Here is a 13,843-nt window from a genome sequence, read left to right as displayed (position 1 = left end):
TCACGCGGCAGCGCGGGCGTAGCTGGTCTCGACCTCTTCCTTGAGATCGGCCCAGATGGTGCGCGAATAGTCGATGAAGCTTTGCTCGTAGCGGATGTCGGCGACGACGCGCGGGCGCGGCAGGTCGATGGTATAGACCGACTTCACCGTCGCCGGCCCGGCGGTCAGCACATAGACCTTGTCGGCCAGCGCTATTGCTTCCTCCAGGTCGTGGGTAACGAAAACGACCGAGGCCCTGGCTTCGGACCACAGACGCAGCAGTTCCTCGTGCATGAGAACACGCGTCTGCACGTCGAGCGCGGAAAACGGCTCGTCCATCAGCAGAATCTCGGGGCCGTTGATGAAGGTCTGCGCCAACGCCACGCGCTTGCGCATGCCGCCGGAGAGCTGGTGGGGATAGTGCTGTTCGAAGCGCACCAGGCCGACGCGCGCAAGCCAGTCGCGCGCTGCGGCCATCGCTTCTGCCTTGGCCCTGCCACGGAAAAGCGGCCCGGCCATGACGTTCTCGATCACCGTGCGCCATGGAAACAGCGCGTCGCTTTGAAAGACGAAGCCGATGCGGGGATCGATGCCCTTGACGGGCGCGCCCATGATCCGGACCTCGCCCGCGCTTGGGGTCGCCAATCCGGTGACGAGGTTCAAGGTCGTGGACTTTCCGCAGCCGGTCGGGCCGACGACGGCGACGAATTCGCCCCGCTCGACGGTCATGGTGAAATCACGGATCGCGGTCAACGACTTGCCGGTGGGTGACAGGAAGCGGCGGCTGACATTGATCAGCTCAATTGCCGGTGCGCTTTTTTCTTGTGCCATGATGGGCTACTCCGGGTTCGAGCGAAGACCCGCCATCGGCAACGGCCGACGGACGTGAAAACCAGACGATTGCCGGCACGATGCGGTGCATTGTGCCGGCAGACGGTTACTTCGCGTTCTTGACGAATTCCGTCGTGTAGGTCTTCGACAGGTCGATCTGCTTGCCTTGCAGTTCCTTCTTGAAGGCCGACAGCACTGTCAGCACCGTCTCGGGGCCACCCTCGGGCATGATGCCGTCGGCGGTGAACATCGCCTTGCCGGCATCGAGGGCCTTCACATAACCTTCCTTGTCGCCGACATAGTAGTCCTTCGGCATCTTGTCGGCGATCTCAGCGCCGGTATGGGTATTGATGAATTTCTGCGTCTTGACGAAAGCATTGGCCAGCTTCTGCACCACATCCTTGTGGGCATCGACCCAGTCTGTCTGCATGTAAAGTGAGGCGGCCGGGTACGTGCCGCCGAGCGCGGCTTTGGTGCCTTCCATCGTACGCATGTCGATAAGGACTTTGGCTTCGCCGGTCTTGAGCAGCCGGGTGATGGTCGGTTCGGTCGTCATGCCCGCCTGGATCTTGTCCTGTTGCATGGCGGCGATGAACGTATCGCCGGCGCCGACGGGGATCGAGGTGAATTCACCCAGCTTCAGGCCGTTTTTCACGGCAAGGTATTCCGTCAGGAAGTTTGTCGAGGAGCCGAGGCCGGTGACACCGAGGTTCATGCCCTTGAAATCGGCCGGCGACTTGATCTCGGGATGCTTCGTGGAAACCAGTTCGACCTCGCCGGGCGCCTGGCTGAACTGGACGACGGACTCGACGAATTTGCCTTTGGCCTGCAGGTCGATGCAATGGTCGTAGAAGCCGACAACGCCTTGCACGGCGCCGGCCAGCATCTCGTTTTCGGCATCGACGCCGGCCGGTTCGTTCAGCAACTCGACGTCGAGGCCCTCGTCCTTGAAGTAGCCCAGGGCTTCGGTAAGCTTGGCGGGCAGATAGATCTGCTTTTCATAACCACCCACCATTATGGAAATTTTTTCGCTGGCCGCCGATGCCATTGTGGCGCCCGCGGCGGTGATGGCAAGCGTCAAGGCGGCAGTGCGCAAGGCACACTTCGAGATGAAACCGGTCACAAAACTTCCTCCATTTGGGCGACGCGCTGAGAAGCCGCGTCGCATTCCTCCCTCGCCGGCCGTCGTGGGCCGGACATGCGGTGACACCGCAACACTCTCATGACATGCCCAAGCTTTCAGCTGGCTTTCAGCCGCGAAGCAAAAAATATTCGCAATTCCATGCCCGGGCACTCAGCCCCAGCACATCGCGCATGTCCGCCATCTGTCGGCCCATACGGCCGAGCGCGCCAGCGATGGCGATCCTGATCGGCGGCGGCGACACCGGCTTCTGCTATTTCCACATGCCGCGCATGCGCGCGCCGATGTCGACGCGCACCTCCGGCCGGGGGGCCCTGCCCTGCGCCGCCTGCGCGGCCGGCCACGAAAGCTGCTGGAACGCGGCAAGGATGGAGGCTGGAATGAAACGGGTGCGCGAGGCATAGAGATGACGGTCGCCGCGCGCCGCCTGCCCGTGCGGAAAGAAACGCTGCGGCATGACCAGGTTGAGGCTGTCCTTGGCTCGTGTCATCGCCACGTAGAGCAGCCGGCGCTCCTCCTCGATATCCTCCTTGGTGCCGACGCCGAGATCGGCGGGAATGCAGCCGTCGACCGTGTTGAGCACGAAGACGTTCTTCCACTCCTGGCCCTTGGCCGAGTGGATGGTGGACAGGATCAGATAGTCCTCGTCGCGATGCGGCGGTCCGGCCTGATCGCTGGTCGCGTCCGGCGGATCGAGCGTCAGCTCGGTCAGGAAGCGTTCGCGCGAGGCGTAACCCGACCCGATCTGCTCGAGCTGCAGCAGATCGGCCCGGCGCGTGATCGCATCCTCGTGGATGCGCTCCAGATGCGGCTCGTACCACAGCCTGATCTGTTCGAGATCAGCCGGCCATCTGGCGCCGGCCCGCAAGCCGGAATAGAGCGAGACAAAACCCGGCCAGTCGTCGGCGGCGCGCTGCGGTGGGCGCCAGCCAGCCAGGCCCATCGCCTCGTCCAGCGCCGACGTCATGGCTTCGACGATCTGCCCGGCCGCCGAAGGCCCAATGCCAGGCATCAGCTGCAGCACGCGAAAACCGGCGACACGGTCGCGTGGGTTTTCGGCAAAGCGCAGCACCGCCAGCACGTCCTTGACATGGGCCGCATCGAGGAATTTCAGGCCACCGAACTTGACGAAAGGAATGTTGCGCCGCGTCAGTTCGATTTCCAGTGGCCCGCTGTGATGCGAGGCACGAAACAGCACCGCCTGCGACTTCAGCGCGGTGCCGGCCTCCCGCTCGGCCAGGATCGTGTCGCAGACGAAGTTAGCTTGCTCGACCTCGTCGCGCACGGTCACAAGTCTTGGCTTGTCGGCGGATTTGCGTTCCGACCACAGGTTCTTGGTGAAGCGCTCCGCGGCTTCGCCGATGACCGCATTGGCGGCGGCCAGAATTGTCTCGGTCGAGCGATAATTGCGCTCCAGCATCACCACGTCGGCTGCTTGCGCGAACTGCCTGGGGAAGTCGAGGATGTTGCGCACCTCGGCGGCCCGGAACGAATAGATCGACTGCGCGTCGTCGCCGACCACCGTCAGCCCGGCACCGTCGGGCTTAAGCGCCATCAGGATCGACGCCTGCAGCCGGTTGGTGTCCTGGTATTCGTCGACCAGCACATGGTCGAAACGTCCGCCCAGATGCGTGGCGATTTCCGGCTCGGCCGTCATCTGCGCCCAGTAGAGCAGCAGATCGTCGTAATCGAGCACGTTCTGCGCCTGCTTGGCCTCGACGTAAGCGGCAAACAGCTGTTTGAGCTGCTCGGCCCAGCCGGCGCACCAGGGGAAAGCGGACCCCAGCACCTCACCAAGCGGCACCTGGGCGTTGACGGCACGCGAATAGATGGCAAGGCAGGTGCCTTTGGTCGGAAAGCGTGCTTCCGTCCTGGAGAAACCGAGTTCGTGCCGCACGAGGTTCATAAGATCGGCGGAATCCTCGCGATCATGGATGGTGAAGGCCGGATCGAGGCCGATCTCCAGCGCATAATCGCGCAGCAGCCGCGCGCCGATGCCGTGAAAGGTGCCGGCCCACATCAGCGCATCCGTGATCACCGCGGCGTCGCGGCCGAGCACCTCGCCGGCAATGCGCTCGACGCGCCTGGCCATTTCGGATGCGGCGCGCCGCGAAAAGGTCATCAGCAGGATGCGGCGCGGGTCGGCCCCCTTGACGATCAGATGGGCAACGCGGTGCGCCAGCGTGTTGGTCTTGCCGGAGCCGGCGCCTGCAATGACCAGCAGCGGCCCCGCGATCCTGCCGTCGCCATGCTCGACGGCCTGGCGCTGGGCGTCGTTCAGCCGAGCGAGATAGGCCGGCTGGACGGTCGAGTCCAAAAAGGTCGAATCATGGGCGGCGAGGTTCATCGCCCATCAAGCATCGTTTCCGCTTTGTTCGCAACCGAGAAGCAGCCCGGCCAATACGACGCAACGGGAAGGTCAGCGTTTCGGGTCGACACCCATCGCGGCCGACTGCCGGCGCAGCGCCTTGCGATCGTTCGCGGGCGCCGGCAGCAAGAGCGGATCGACACTGTCGGGCACCTCGTCGATCATCCTGCGGGCGACACGGTAGGTGACAAAGGCCAGCGTGCCAACCAGAAGCAAACGGATCATGTGGGCGGTCCTCCTTAGCTGGATCAACCGAAGGCAGGACATTTTGTTCCCTCGGCGCAATCGCCGCAACCAAACCAGCACCGCCTGGCCGATATTAGAGAAGGTATCAGTGAAAAAGCTGAGACTGATCCTCGCGCGGAGGGCTTTGGCGCTCACGGCCCGCGACAACAAACGGCCACCGACAAAGGCTGCCGGCGGATGAAGCCCGTATCTCGCCTTCGTGAACAGTGGCAGTGCCCTCCCGCACAGGACGGCTGGTTCTTCAGCGCATCGCCGCGATGCATTCTTCGAGACGGTCGAGGCGGAACTTGGCATTGCGCAGTTCGTGGCCTGCATCCCGGCGCCGCTGCCGCGTGTGAGCCGAGGCAGAGGTCAGGTTTCGTTCGAGTTCAGCGATACGCGCACGTACCTGTCGCGCTTCGTCCTGACGCAACGCCTTTATCCAGCTCCGCCCGCGCATCTAAGGCCCCGCACCACCCAAAAGCCTGCCCGAAGTCCTGACGGCAAGACCCTAACGCCCACCGAGCGCGGACCTTTCAAATTTAACGAAAGCTAATTTAGCGCCAGAAAGAAGGCCGGCGCCGCTTGGGAGGTAATCTGATAGCGCCGGCCAGGCGGATATCAGGTCCGCCGCACTTGAAGGCTAGCTGAGTCTTGCCGCAGCGTCATGCGAGATCAGGGATTTCGGCCTTTTCCGGTCGTTTTCCCCCGGTAAAATGCCGTGCCCGGCGCAGCCAGACCTTGTTGTCGTGGAAGGCAGCGCCGCCATAGGGTGCGGGCGCATCGGCGCCGGTCAGCACGTTGATGCCCTCGCCGCGCTCATGCGCGCTGTTCGGCCAGATGCCTTCGGCGATCACGACGCCACGCTTGATGCCGTCGAACAATCTGGCGTGCAGCACCACCTCGCCGCGCATGTTGCCGATCTCGACACGGTCGCCGTCGGCAAGGTTGAGAGCCGCCGCATCGTCTGGATGCAGCAGGAGTTCCGGGCGGCCTTCCTTGGCCTTCGATACCGGGGTTTCGGAAAAGGTCGAGTTGAGGAAGTTGCGCGCCGGCGAGGTCGTCAGGCGAAACGGATGCGCTTCGTCGGCCACCTCGATGAGGTCGACATGATCGGGAAATTCGGGCAATCGCGCCACCGGACCGAACAGGCCCATGCTCTTCGGGGGCCGGTTGGGAGCCGCCTGCCCGGTCCAGTCGGCATGGAAGCGGAATTTGCCATCCGCATGGCCAAAACCCCGGATGAAATGCGCTGTCTCGAAATCCGGCTGCAGGTCGACCCACTTCTCCTCCTTCAAGGAATCGAAGCTGCCCAGCCCGCGCTTGCCCAGAATGATGTCGATATGCTGCTGCTCCGTATGGCCGAAGCCCGGACGATCGGCGACGCCAAGGCGCCCGGCCAGTTGCTCGATGACGAAATGATTGGTGCGCGGCCCTGCCGGCGGCTCGATCAGCTTGGGGCCGAGCGTGATGTGCTGGTTGCCGCCGCCCTTGTAGATGTCGTCATGCTCGACGAACATCGTCGCCGGCAGCACGACATCGGCTAGCTTGGCCGTGTCGGTCATAAACTGCTCGTGCACGCAGGCAAACAAATCGTCGCGCAGAAAGCCCTGCTTCACCAGCCGCTGCTCGGGCGCGACATTCACCGGATTGGTGTTCTGGATCAGCATCGCCGTCACCGGCGGTCCGCCATAGAGCGCATCGCTGGCACCGGTCAGCACCGGGCCGATGCGCGAGTGGTCGAGGTAGCGGATCGAGGGATCGCGCATCCTGGTGCCTTCCAGCACATCCTGGTTGAGCTTGAAGATGCCGGAATTGGAATGGAACGCGCCGCCACCCTCATATTGCCAGGCGCCCGTGACCGCGGCGATGCAGGACGCCGCATGCATGTTGACGGCGCCATTGCGCTGGCGCGCAAAGCCGTAGCCGAGGCGGAAATAGGTTTTCTTGGTCGTGCCGACCAATCGCGCGAAGGCCTCGATTTCGGCAACGCCAAGGCCGGTGATGGCAGCGGCCCATTCCGGCGTGCGCGTCTTCAGATGCACCTCCAATCCCTTCGGGTCGTCGGTGTATTTTTCGAGATAGGCGTGGTCGGCCATGCCCTCCCGGAACAGCACATGCATGACAGCACAAGCCAGCGCTCCGTCGGTGCCGGGCTTCAGCACCAGCCCCATATCGGCCTGCTTCATGGTGGCGTTTTCATAGACGTCGATGACGACGATCCTGGCGCCGCGCTCCTTGCGCGCCTTGATTGCGTGGGTCATCACATTGACCTGCGTAACCACCGCATTGGTGCCCCAGATGACCACGCAGTCGGATTTGCCCATCTCGCGCGGGTCGGGGCCGCGCAAGGCGCCCGCCCCCATCATCCAGCCGGTCCAGGCGAGATTGGTGCAGATCGAGCCGAAGAAACCTGAATACTTCTTGGCGTGGCGCAGCCGCTCGATGCCGTCACGCTGAACCAGCCCCATCGTGCCGGCGTAGAAATAGGGCCAGACGGTCTCCGAACCGTATTTCTCCTCGGCTGCGATGAACTTTTCGGCGACGAGGTCGAGTGCGGCCTCCCAACTCGCTTCCTGCCAGACGCCGTCGCCCTTGGCGCCGGCCCTTACCAGCGGTTTCAGCAGCCGGTCCGGGTGATGGACGCGGTCGGCGTAGCGGGCAACCTTGGCGCAGACTACGCCCGACGTGTAGCTGTTGGCCTTGGCGCCGTGGACGCGGCCGATTCGGTTGCCGTCGAGCAGTTCGACCTCGAGCGCGCAGGTCGACGGACAATCATGCGGGCAGGCGGAATGGCCGATGCGGAGGTGCGCGTGCTGGTTCATGGCCCTGTTTAGCGGCTTTGGCGTGTGAGGTGTAGGGCCAGATGAATGCGAGCAAAGAGCCTTGACGGATCGTAGTTTAAAAACTACATCAGACCAATGTTCTAGCTGAAACAGACGGATACTTTTCGCAAATGGCGAATGAAGCTCAAAGATGAACGTGCCCGTGCATTGATCGCCTCGCGCCTCGACCGCCTTGCTTTCGGTCATTCGGGAGATTCCGAACCTGTCGGGGACGGAATCAGCGAATTGCGCATCCACTATGGCCCAGGCTACCGCCTCTACTACCGCAAGCACGGCAATACGGTGCTGATACTGCTGTGCGGTGGAGACAAAGGCAGTCAAACGAAGGACATAAAGACAGCAAAACGCCTTTCGGGCGATTGGAGCGAATGAGATGCCTGAAAAATTGAGTACGTACGACCCAGCCGAGGACATTAATTCCGATGAGGCCATCGCCATCTTCATGACAGAAGCGTTCGAAACCGAAGACAGCGGGTATATCGCGCATGCGCTCGGCGTGGTTGCCCGCGCCAAAGGCATGACACAGATCGCAAAGCAGACAGGACTGTCGCGCGAACAGCTCTATCGATCCTTCAGCGGCGATGGCAACCCGACACTGAAAACCACGATTGCCGTGATGAATGCGTTAGGAATGCAATTGACCACAAGGCCACATCCCTGATGCCACAAGCTGCGGCGCAATCTCCCTAAGAGGAGTTGCGAGCGCCCTACTCCGCCGTGCCTTCCTCATACTCCGCGGACATGGTCAGCCACTTTTCCTCGTGGCCGGCAAGCGTCTGGGCTAGCTGCGAGCGTTCCTTGGCCAACCTTGTCGCCGTCGACGGGTCCTTTTCGTAGATCGCCGGGTTGGCCAGTTCGTCCTCGATGCCGTCGATGCGCTTGCGGATGCGGTCCATCAGCGCCTCGGTGGCGCGGATTTCCTTGGCCAGCGGCTCGAAGGCGGCGCGCCGCTGAGCCGCGTCGCGGCGGCGATCGGCTTTTGACGCCTTGTCCGCCTCGCGCTTGCCGCGGCGGTCGCCGGACACGCCGGTGACCAGCGTCTTATAGTCCTCGAGGTCACCGTCATAGGGATTGACCGCACCGTCCTTGACCAGCCATAGCCGGTCGGCGGTCGCCTCGAGCAGATGGCGGTCGTGCGAGATCAGGATAACGGCGCCGGGAAATTCGTTCAGCGCATGGATCAGCGATTCGCGGCTGTCGATGTCGAGATGATTGGTCGGCTCATCGAGGATGAACAGGTTCGGCCCCTCGAAGGCGGACAGGCCCATCAGAAGGCGTGCCTTCTCGCCACCGGACAGGTCCTTGGCGGGCGTATTCATCTTCTCGGTCGTGAGACCGAACTGTGCGACGCGTCCGCGTACTTTCGATTCCGGCGCCTCCGGCATCAGACGGCGGACATGCTCATAGGCGTTTTCCTCGGGACGCAGATCGTCGAGCTGGTGCTGGGCGAAGATCGCCACCTTCAACCCGGGCGCCACCGTCATGGTGCCGGTCTCCTGCTTCAGACGGCCCGACAGCAGTTTGGCGAAGGTCGACTTGCCATTGCCATTGGCGCCGAGCAGCGCGATGCGGTCGTCGGCATCGATGCGCAGCGTCATCTTCTTCAGGATCGGCTGGCCCTCGGTATAGCCGACATTGACGTTGTTCAGCGCGACGATCGGCGAAGCCACCGTCTTCACAGGTTCGGGGAAAGAGAACGGCCGTACCGTGTCGTTCACGATAGCCGAGATCGGCTTCATCTTTTCCAGCGCCTTGATGCGCGACTGTGCCTGTCTTGCCTTGGAGGCCTTCGCGCGAAAACGCTCGACGAAGGATTCCATATGCTTGCGGGCGGCTTCCTGCTTGACCCGGCCCTTTTCCTGCAATTCCTTCTGCTCGGTGTACTGGCGCTCGAACTGGTCGTAGCCGCCGCGCCAGAAGGTCAGCTTCTTCTGGTCGAGGTGAACGATCGAGTTGACGGCGCGGTTGAGCAGGTCGCGGTCGTGCGAAATCAGAAGCACTGTGTGCGGATACTTTGAAACGTAGTTTTCCAGCCAGAGCGTGCCTTCAAGATCGAGATAGTTGGTCGGCTCGTCGAGCAGCAGGAGATCCGGCTCGGAAAACAGCACGGCGGCCAACGCCACGCGCATGCGCCAGCCACCGGAGAAGGACGAGGCCGGACGGCGTTGCGCTGCGTCGTCGAAGCCGAGTCCGGCGAGGATGGTGGCCGCGCGGGACTCCGCCGAATGGGCGTCGATATCGGCCAGCCGCATATGGATGTCGGCGATGCGGTGCGGGTCGGTGGCGGTCTTTTCCTCATCGAGCAGCGCCGTGCGTTCGAGATCGGCCTTGAGCACGATCTCGATCAGCGGATCCTCGGTGCCAGGCGCTTCCTGCGCCACCTGACCGATACGCGTGTTCTTCGGCAGGCTGATCGAACCCGTCTCGGAGGGAAAATCGCCTGTTATGGCCTTGAACAGCGTCGTCTTGCCGGTGCCGTTGCGGCCGACAAGACCGGCTTTGGTGCCGGCCGGCAAGGTGAGTGAGGCGTGGTCGAGAAGCAGGCGCCCCGCCATGCGCAGCGAAAGGTCATTGATGATAAGCATGGCCGCGCTTTTGCACTGGACATCAACGCTTCGCAAGACCTTGCGGGCCAGTTGGCCGCGCAAGGTCCGGAAATGGCGCCTGCAACGCGCCGTCAGAGCAGCCGATCAGCGGCCTGCCATACCGGCCGGCAAGGCCTCAGGCTGTGGCCTTGCCACGCTTTGTCGCCTTGGCCACGACTGCCGGCGCAGCGGCCGGCTTACGGCCAAGTCCCGTCGATTTCGCCAGCGCCGACCGGGTCGCCGAGTAATTCGGGGCGACCATCGGATAGTCCGGCGGCAGGCCCCATTTGGCCCGATAGTCGTCCGGGCTCAAACCGTAGTCTGTCCTGAGGTGCCGCTTGAGCGACTTGAACTTCTTTCCGTCCTCCAGGCAGATGATGTAGTCGGGAAACACCGACTTCTTCGGATTTACGGCCGGAACCAGGCTTGGGCTTTCGACGACAGCCGCACCAGCCAGCTTGCGGACCGAGGCGCTGACGCTGGCAATCAGGTCAGGCAGGCCGGAGGCCGGAAGCGGATTGTTGCCGACATAGGCCGAGACAATATCGGCCGTTAGCTCTATAACGGTCTTATCCTCGATATTTGACAATTCTTTCATCCTATTTGCGACGAAGTCCTCTACCCCAGAGAAGACTTTTGCCGATGTATCGCTTTAACCGCGTCCCCCAACGGACCGCCAAGTTCCAAAACGAATCAAGACTTGACACTAAATATTTTTATGGAAAATCGACGTCGCGCAATTTAGAAAATCTAATACTTGGAAGCGGCAGACTTGGCTGTGCGGCCATCAGCCAATATCTCAAGAATACGCCTCCAACGGGCGCAACGCCCGAAATCCTTCCGCTCAATCGCCTTTTCGGCCCTCATCGCGGCGTAAAGTGGCGCCTCGGCGCCGAATTCCTTGATGAGCCAGTCCGCTTCCTGCCTGGCGAGACGTTCATTGTCGTCAAACATAGTCTTGCACCTCCGAACGTTCCAGGCCGACAGCGACACAACTGCCAATCACGAGCACGGCTCCGGCAATGCCGATCGTCGTCAGCCGTTCACCGGACAAGGTCAGCAGCAGCGTCGAGGCAATCGGTGTGAGATAGGCGACCACGGCCACCTTGCCGCTGCCCCCAAGCTTCAAGGCCCGCGACCAGAAGTAATAACCCAGCCCCATCGGGCCGGCGCCGAGATAGAGCCCAAGGGCCAGATCCACACCGGTCGGCCAGGCGACGCCTTCGCGAGCGGACCATAAGAGTGTCAAGGCGACGCCAACCAGCGACGAGGGCAGCAACAGGCGGTCCGGCGAAGTGGTGAGCCGTCCCACCATCACCGAATAGAACGCCATGCACAGCGCTGACCCGAATGCAGCCAAATAGCCGGTGAGATCACCCTCGAACCAGGTGTGGTCACGTCCTCCCGAAATCACCAGCGCGACACCGACGAAGCCGAGGGCCGCGGCAAGACCCAGCAGAGCCGGACGCCGGGGATTTTCGAAGGCGATCACCGCCGCGGCGACCATCAGGGGCCAGGTGTAGGCCACGAGATTGGCTTCGATCACCGGCATCGAGGCAAAGGCGATATATTGCAGCACCATGGTGCCGACCAGACCGATGAAGCCGACCGCGAGCGGCACCAGCGCGGTGCTTGCCGTGGCCGCCGCGGCTTTCTGGCGACCCATCAACCGGATGGCCGCGAAGACCAATGCGGCCCCTGCAAATTGCAGGAACTGCACCTGCGACACCGGGTGACCGGCCAGCAGTGATTTTCCGACCAGCGCATTTGTCGACCACAACGCTACCGCGCCGGTAGCGAAGACCAGCGCCGACACCGAGCTTGATCCATGCCGATGGAATCGGCACGGCGCTCTATCCCCGCGTTCGACCATGATCCTGTCCGAAAATCGGTTTCCGCTTTTTGGGATCATGGGTCGCTACCATGATTCCCTGGCTCCACCCGGAACCGGCGCTTCGGCGGGGGCCGGCGTCGGATGTTCCGCCTCGAACCGGCGATAGGCCGGTAGCTGGTTGATCCACACGTCCTCGGCCAGCTCGTTGACCCACTCCCGGTCGTGATCGTTGTCGGCGGCAAGATAGAACATCCTGTTGTCATCAACATAGGGCTTGGCCACGGAGCGCTGGTTGAGCACCAGGGTGACGCGCTCGCCGAACTGGATCGGCGCCGTGCGATGCAGGACGCCGAGGAACTGCCCGAGCGTGGCGTAGTTCATCTTGTGATCGATTCGCATGACGCGGTTGCGCGGGATCTCGCGGCCGGACTCGAGAATGGCGCGGCCGGTCTCGGAATCGTCACAATAGATTTCGAGATGGCCGCCGACCAGCGGATCGCTGATCGACAGCGGAATGAGTTCGGTCACCGGAACGCCGTCGCAATGCCATTCGACGGCGCCATCCCTGGGATTCATGAATGTGACGGTCGAACCGACGATCGACAGCGGATAGGGCTCAAGCTTCGTGCCCATCATGTCGGACAGCCGCTCAAGGCGCAGCGTGTCGTTCAGCAACTCCTTGATTTCAGGGATGAAACGGTCGGCGCCGGTGATGAAGGTCAGGTCGAGGTGCTTGTGCACCGCATGGCTGGCCTTGAGCTTCAGGGCGGCCTCCTCGATCGCGGCAAGCAGTGCCGGATCGTAGCCATGCAGATACTGCGCAACGCCGAAGCTCGACACTTTCCAGGCGGTTTCGTGGCCGATGATGGCCTCGCGGCTCATCGCATAGCGCAATTCGGGTATCGTATGTGCGTTCATTGTACTTCTCCAAGTGGGGGCAAACACTTGGTTAACAGTCGATTAAATTAGCACCCCCTGTAAAATTAGGAATGCTAGTGCTACCGTAAGCCCAGCTTAAGGTCGAAACCCGTGCGTCTGCTCAGTCAGGTCAACCTCAATTCGCTGAAAATCGTGGAGAGTGCTGCGAGGCACGGCAATTTCACGCGTGCCGGTGAAGAGCAGTTCATCACCGCTTCGGCGGTGAGCCAGCGCGTCAAGAGCCTGGAGGACCAGCTGCGCTTCAAGATTTTCCAGCGCGGCGGTAATGCGGTGTCGCTGACGCCGGAGGGCGAGACCTATGTCTCGCGCGTCCGCGAGGCGCTGGAGCGGATCGTCGCCGCCAGCATGGAGGCGACCGGGCAATCACAGGAACATGTCCTGAAGATTTCCGTGCTGCCGACCTTTGCCGCGCGCTGGCTGTTTCCGCGCCTGCCGCTGTTCCAGCGCCAGCACCCCGATATCGTGATGCGGGTCTCGACCTCGTACGCGACGCATGAGTTCACGACTTCCGAATTCGATCTCGAAATCCGCTATGGCGACGGCCACTTCAACGGACTGCCATCGGACCTGCTGTTTCGCGAAGACCTGACACCGGTGTGCAGCCGCAAGCTGTTCCTTGAGGTTCTCGGCGATAAACCAATGTCAAAGGTGACACCGGACGACCTCCGGCTCTTCACGCTGCTGCATTCCGATACCTGCACCCAGAACTGGCAATCCTGGCTTGGTTTCGCCGGCGCCAGTTTTGTGCTCAGCGAGACCAAAAGCATCTATTTTGACTCGTGCATGATGTCCTACGAAGCGGCGAACTCCGGAATGGGTTTTGCCGTTGCCAACCGCGCCTATATGGCCAGCGATATCCGCGCCGAGAAGCTGGTCGCTCCCTTTGCCGTTCATCATCCAAACACGGCCGGCTGGTACTTCGTCTCGCCCCGCAAGAACCTTGCGGCACGCAAGATGCTGCTGTTCAAGCAATGGGTGATGACGGAGGCGGCCCTGACGCAACGCCAGTTGGACAGCGAAGTCAGGGACTTGGTTTCCGAGGCTGTCTGAGATTTTGTCGTTCAATGACCGCGGGCAAGAGAAATCAGGGATCAT

At 62.2% G+C, this 13,843-nt stretch carries 14 protein-coding genes; 3 read left to right on the top strand and 11 right to left on the bottom strand.

Going from position 1 to position 13,843, the window contains the following annotated elements:
• The 6 genes from LB556_RS09725 to LB556_RS09700 all read right to left on the bottom strand — a co-directional run bounded on the left by LB556_RS09725 (position 1) and on the right by LB556_RS09700 (position 7,369).
• A complete protein-coding gene (locus LB556_RS09725; RefSeq protein ID WP_224566467.1) occupies positions 1-810 on the bottom strand; it encodes an ABC transporter ATP-binding protein in 810 nt (269 codons plus the stop codon).
• Positions 811-916: 106 nt separating this feature from the next.
• The gene (locus LB556_RS09720; RefSeq protein ID WP_411908578.1) at positions 917-1,858 is read right to left on the bottom strand and encodes an ABC transporter substrate-binding protein; all 942 of its coding nucleotides are present in this window, start codon (positions 1,856-1,858) and stop codon (positions 917-919) included.
• Between the two features lie 346 nt (positions 1,859-2,204).
• Positions 2,205-4,298 (bottom strand): ATP-dependent helicase, encoded by a 2,094-nt coding sequence (locus LB556_RS09715; protein WP_224566464.1) that lies wholly within the window; start codon positions 4,296-4,298, stop codon positions 2,205-2,207.
• Positions 4,299-4,370: 72 nt separating this feature from the next.
• Positions 4,371-4,544, bottom strand: coding sequence for a hypothetical protein (locus LB556_RS09710; RefSeq protein ID WP_224566462.1), 174 nt, complete (start codon positions 4,542-4,544; stop codon positions 4,371-4,373).
• Positions 4,545-4,806: 262 nt separating this feature from the next.
• Positions 4,807-4,977: a hypothetical protein gene (locus tag LB556_RS09705; protein WP_224566460.1), complete on the bottom strand. Its 171-nt coding sequence runs from the start codon at positions 4,975-4,977 to the stop codon at positions 4,807-4,809.
• A gap of 232 nt (positions 4,978-5,209) precedes the next feature.
• Positions 5,210-7,369: a molybdopterin-dependent oxidoreductase gene (locus LB556_RS09700; RefSeq protein WP_224566459.1), complete on the bottom strand. Its 2,160-nt coding sequence runs from the start codon at positions 7,367-7,369 to the stop codon at positions 5,210-5,212.
• A gap of 105 nt (positions 7,370-7,474) precedes the next feature.
• Between LB556_RS09700 and LB556_RS09695 the strand changes: the two genes are divergently transcribed.
• Together LB556_RS09695 and LB556_RS09690 are read left to right on the top strand one after the other, a co-directional pair.
• Complete coding sequence (locus LB556_RS09695; protein ID WP_224566745.1) at positions 7,475-7,762, top strand: type II toxin-antitoxin system RelE/ParE family toxin; 288 nt, start codon at positions 7,475-7,477, stop codon at positions 7,760-7,762.
• A gap of 1 nt (position 7,763) precedes the next feature.
• Positions 7,764-8,051 carry an addiction module antidote protein gene (locus tag LB556_RS09690; protein WP_224566457.1) on the top strand — a complete coding sequence of 96 codons (288 nt, stop codon included), beginning with the start codon at positions 7,764-7,766 and terminating at the stop codon, positions 8,049-8,051.
• A gap of 46 nt (positions 8,052-8,097) precedes the next feature.
• Here LB556_RS09690 and LB556_RS09685 read toward each other — a convergent pair whose 3' ends face one another.
• The 5 genes from LB556_RS09685 to LB556_RS09665 all read right to left on the bottom strand — a co-directional run bounded on the left by LB556_RS09685 (position 8,098) and on the right by LB556_RS09665 (position 12,727).
• Positions 8,098-9,975, bottom strand: a complete 1,878-nt coding sequence (locus LB556_RS09685; protein WP_224566455.1) for an ABC-F family ATP-binding cassette domain-containing protein — start codon at positions 9,973-9,975, stop codon at positions 8,098-8,100.
• Between the two features lie 136 nt (positions 9,976-10,111).
• On the bottom strand, positions 10,112-10,573 hold the full coding sequence (locus tag LB556_RS09680; protein WP_027144507.1) for a MucR family transcriptional regulator: 462 nt from the start codon (positions 10,571-10,573) through the stop codon (positions 10,112-10,114).
• Positions 10,574-10,725: 152 nt separating this feature from the next.
• Positions 10,726-10,929 carry a hypothetical protein gene (locus LB556_RS09675; protein ID WP_224566453.1) on the bottom strand — a complete coding sequence of 68 codons (204 nt, stop codon included), beginning with the start codon at positions 10,927-10,929 and terminating at the stop codon, positions 10,726-10,728.
• Positions 10,922-11,848, bottom strand: coding sequence for a DMT family transporter (locus tag LB556_RS09670; protein WP_263485179.1), 927 nt, complete (start codon positions 11,846-11,848; stop codon positions 10,922-10,924). The genes LB556_RS09675 and LB556_RS09670 overlap by 8 nt, the downstream gene beginning before the upstream one ends.
• Positions 11,849-11,893: 45 nt before the next feature.
• Positions 11,894-12,727: a hypothetical protein gene (locus LB556_RS09665; protein WP_224566451.1), complete on the bottom strand. Its 834-nt coding sequence runs from the start codon at positions 12,725-12,727 to the stop codon at positions 11,894-11,896.
• A gap of 111 nt (positions 12,728-12,838) precedes the next feature.
• Between LB556_RS09665 and LB556_RS09660 the strand changes: the two genes are divergently transcribed.
• Positions 12,839-13,798, top strand: coding sequence for a LysR substrate-binding domain-containing protein (locus LB556_RS09660; RefSeq protein ID WP_224566448.1), 960 nt, complete (start codon positions 12,839-12,841; stop codon positions 13,796-13,798).
• The last annotated feature ends 45 nt before the right edge of the window (positions 13,799-13,843 follow it).

Origin of the sequence: Mesorhizobium sp. ES1-4 (genome assembly GCF_020164745.1) — a bacterium.
Lineage (GTDB): Bacteria > Pseudomonadota > Alphaproteobacteria > Rhizobiales > Rhizobiaceae > Mesorhizobium.
This window is presented reverse-complemented; position numbering and strand designations above follow the sequence as displayed.

Excerpts from the sequence above, each read along its gene's own strand:
- LB556_RS09725 (WP_224566467.1), bottom strand. The coding sequence starts at position 810 with ATGGCACAAGAAAAAAGCGCACCGGCAATTGAGCTGATCAATGTCAGC.
- LB556_RS09720 (WP_411908578.1), bottom strand. The coding sequence starts at position 1,858 with ATGGCATCGGCGGCCAGCGAAAAAATTTCCATAATGGTGGGTGGTTAT.
- LB556_RS09715 (WP_224566464.1), bottom strand. The coding sequence starts at position 4,298 with ATGAACCTCGCCGCCCATGATTCGACCTTTTTGGACTCGACCGTCCAG.
- LB556_RS09710 (WP_224566462.1), bottom strand. The coding sequence starts at position 4,544 with ATGATCCGTTTGCTTCTGGTTGGCACGCTGGCCTTTGTCACCTACCGT.
- LB556_RS09700 (WP_224566459.1), bottom strand. The coding sequence starts at position 7,369 with ATGAACCAGCACGCGCACCTCCGCATCGGCCATTCCGCCTGCCCGCAT.
- LB556_RS09690 (WP_224566457.1), top strand. The coding sequence starts at position 7,764 with ATGCCTGAAAAATTGAGTACGTACGACCCAGCCGAGGACATTAATTCC.
- LB556_RS09685 (WP_224566455.1), bottom strand. The coding sequence starts at position 9,975 with ATGCTTATCATCAATGACCTTTCGCTGCGCATGGCGGGGCGCCTGCTT.
- LB556_RS09680 (WP_027144507.1), bottom strand. The coding sequence starts at position 10,573 with ATGAAAGAATTGTCAAATATCGAGGATAAGACCGTTATAGAGCTAACG.
- LB556_RS09675 (WP_224566453.1), bottom strand. The coding sequence starts at position 10,929 with ATGTTTGACGACAATGAACGTCTCGCCAGGCAGGAAGCGGACTGGCTC.
- LB556_RS09670 (WP_263485179.1), bottom strand. The coding sequence starts at position 11,848 with ATGGTCGAACGCGGGGATAGAGCGCCGTGCCGATTCCATCGGCATGGA.
- LB556_RS09665 (WP_224566451.1), bottom strand. The coding sequence starts at position 12,727 with ATGAACGCACATACGATACCCGAATTGCGCTATGCGATGAGCCGCGAG.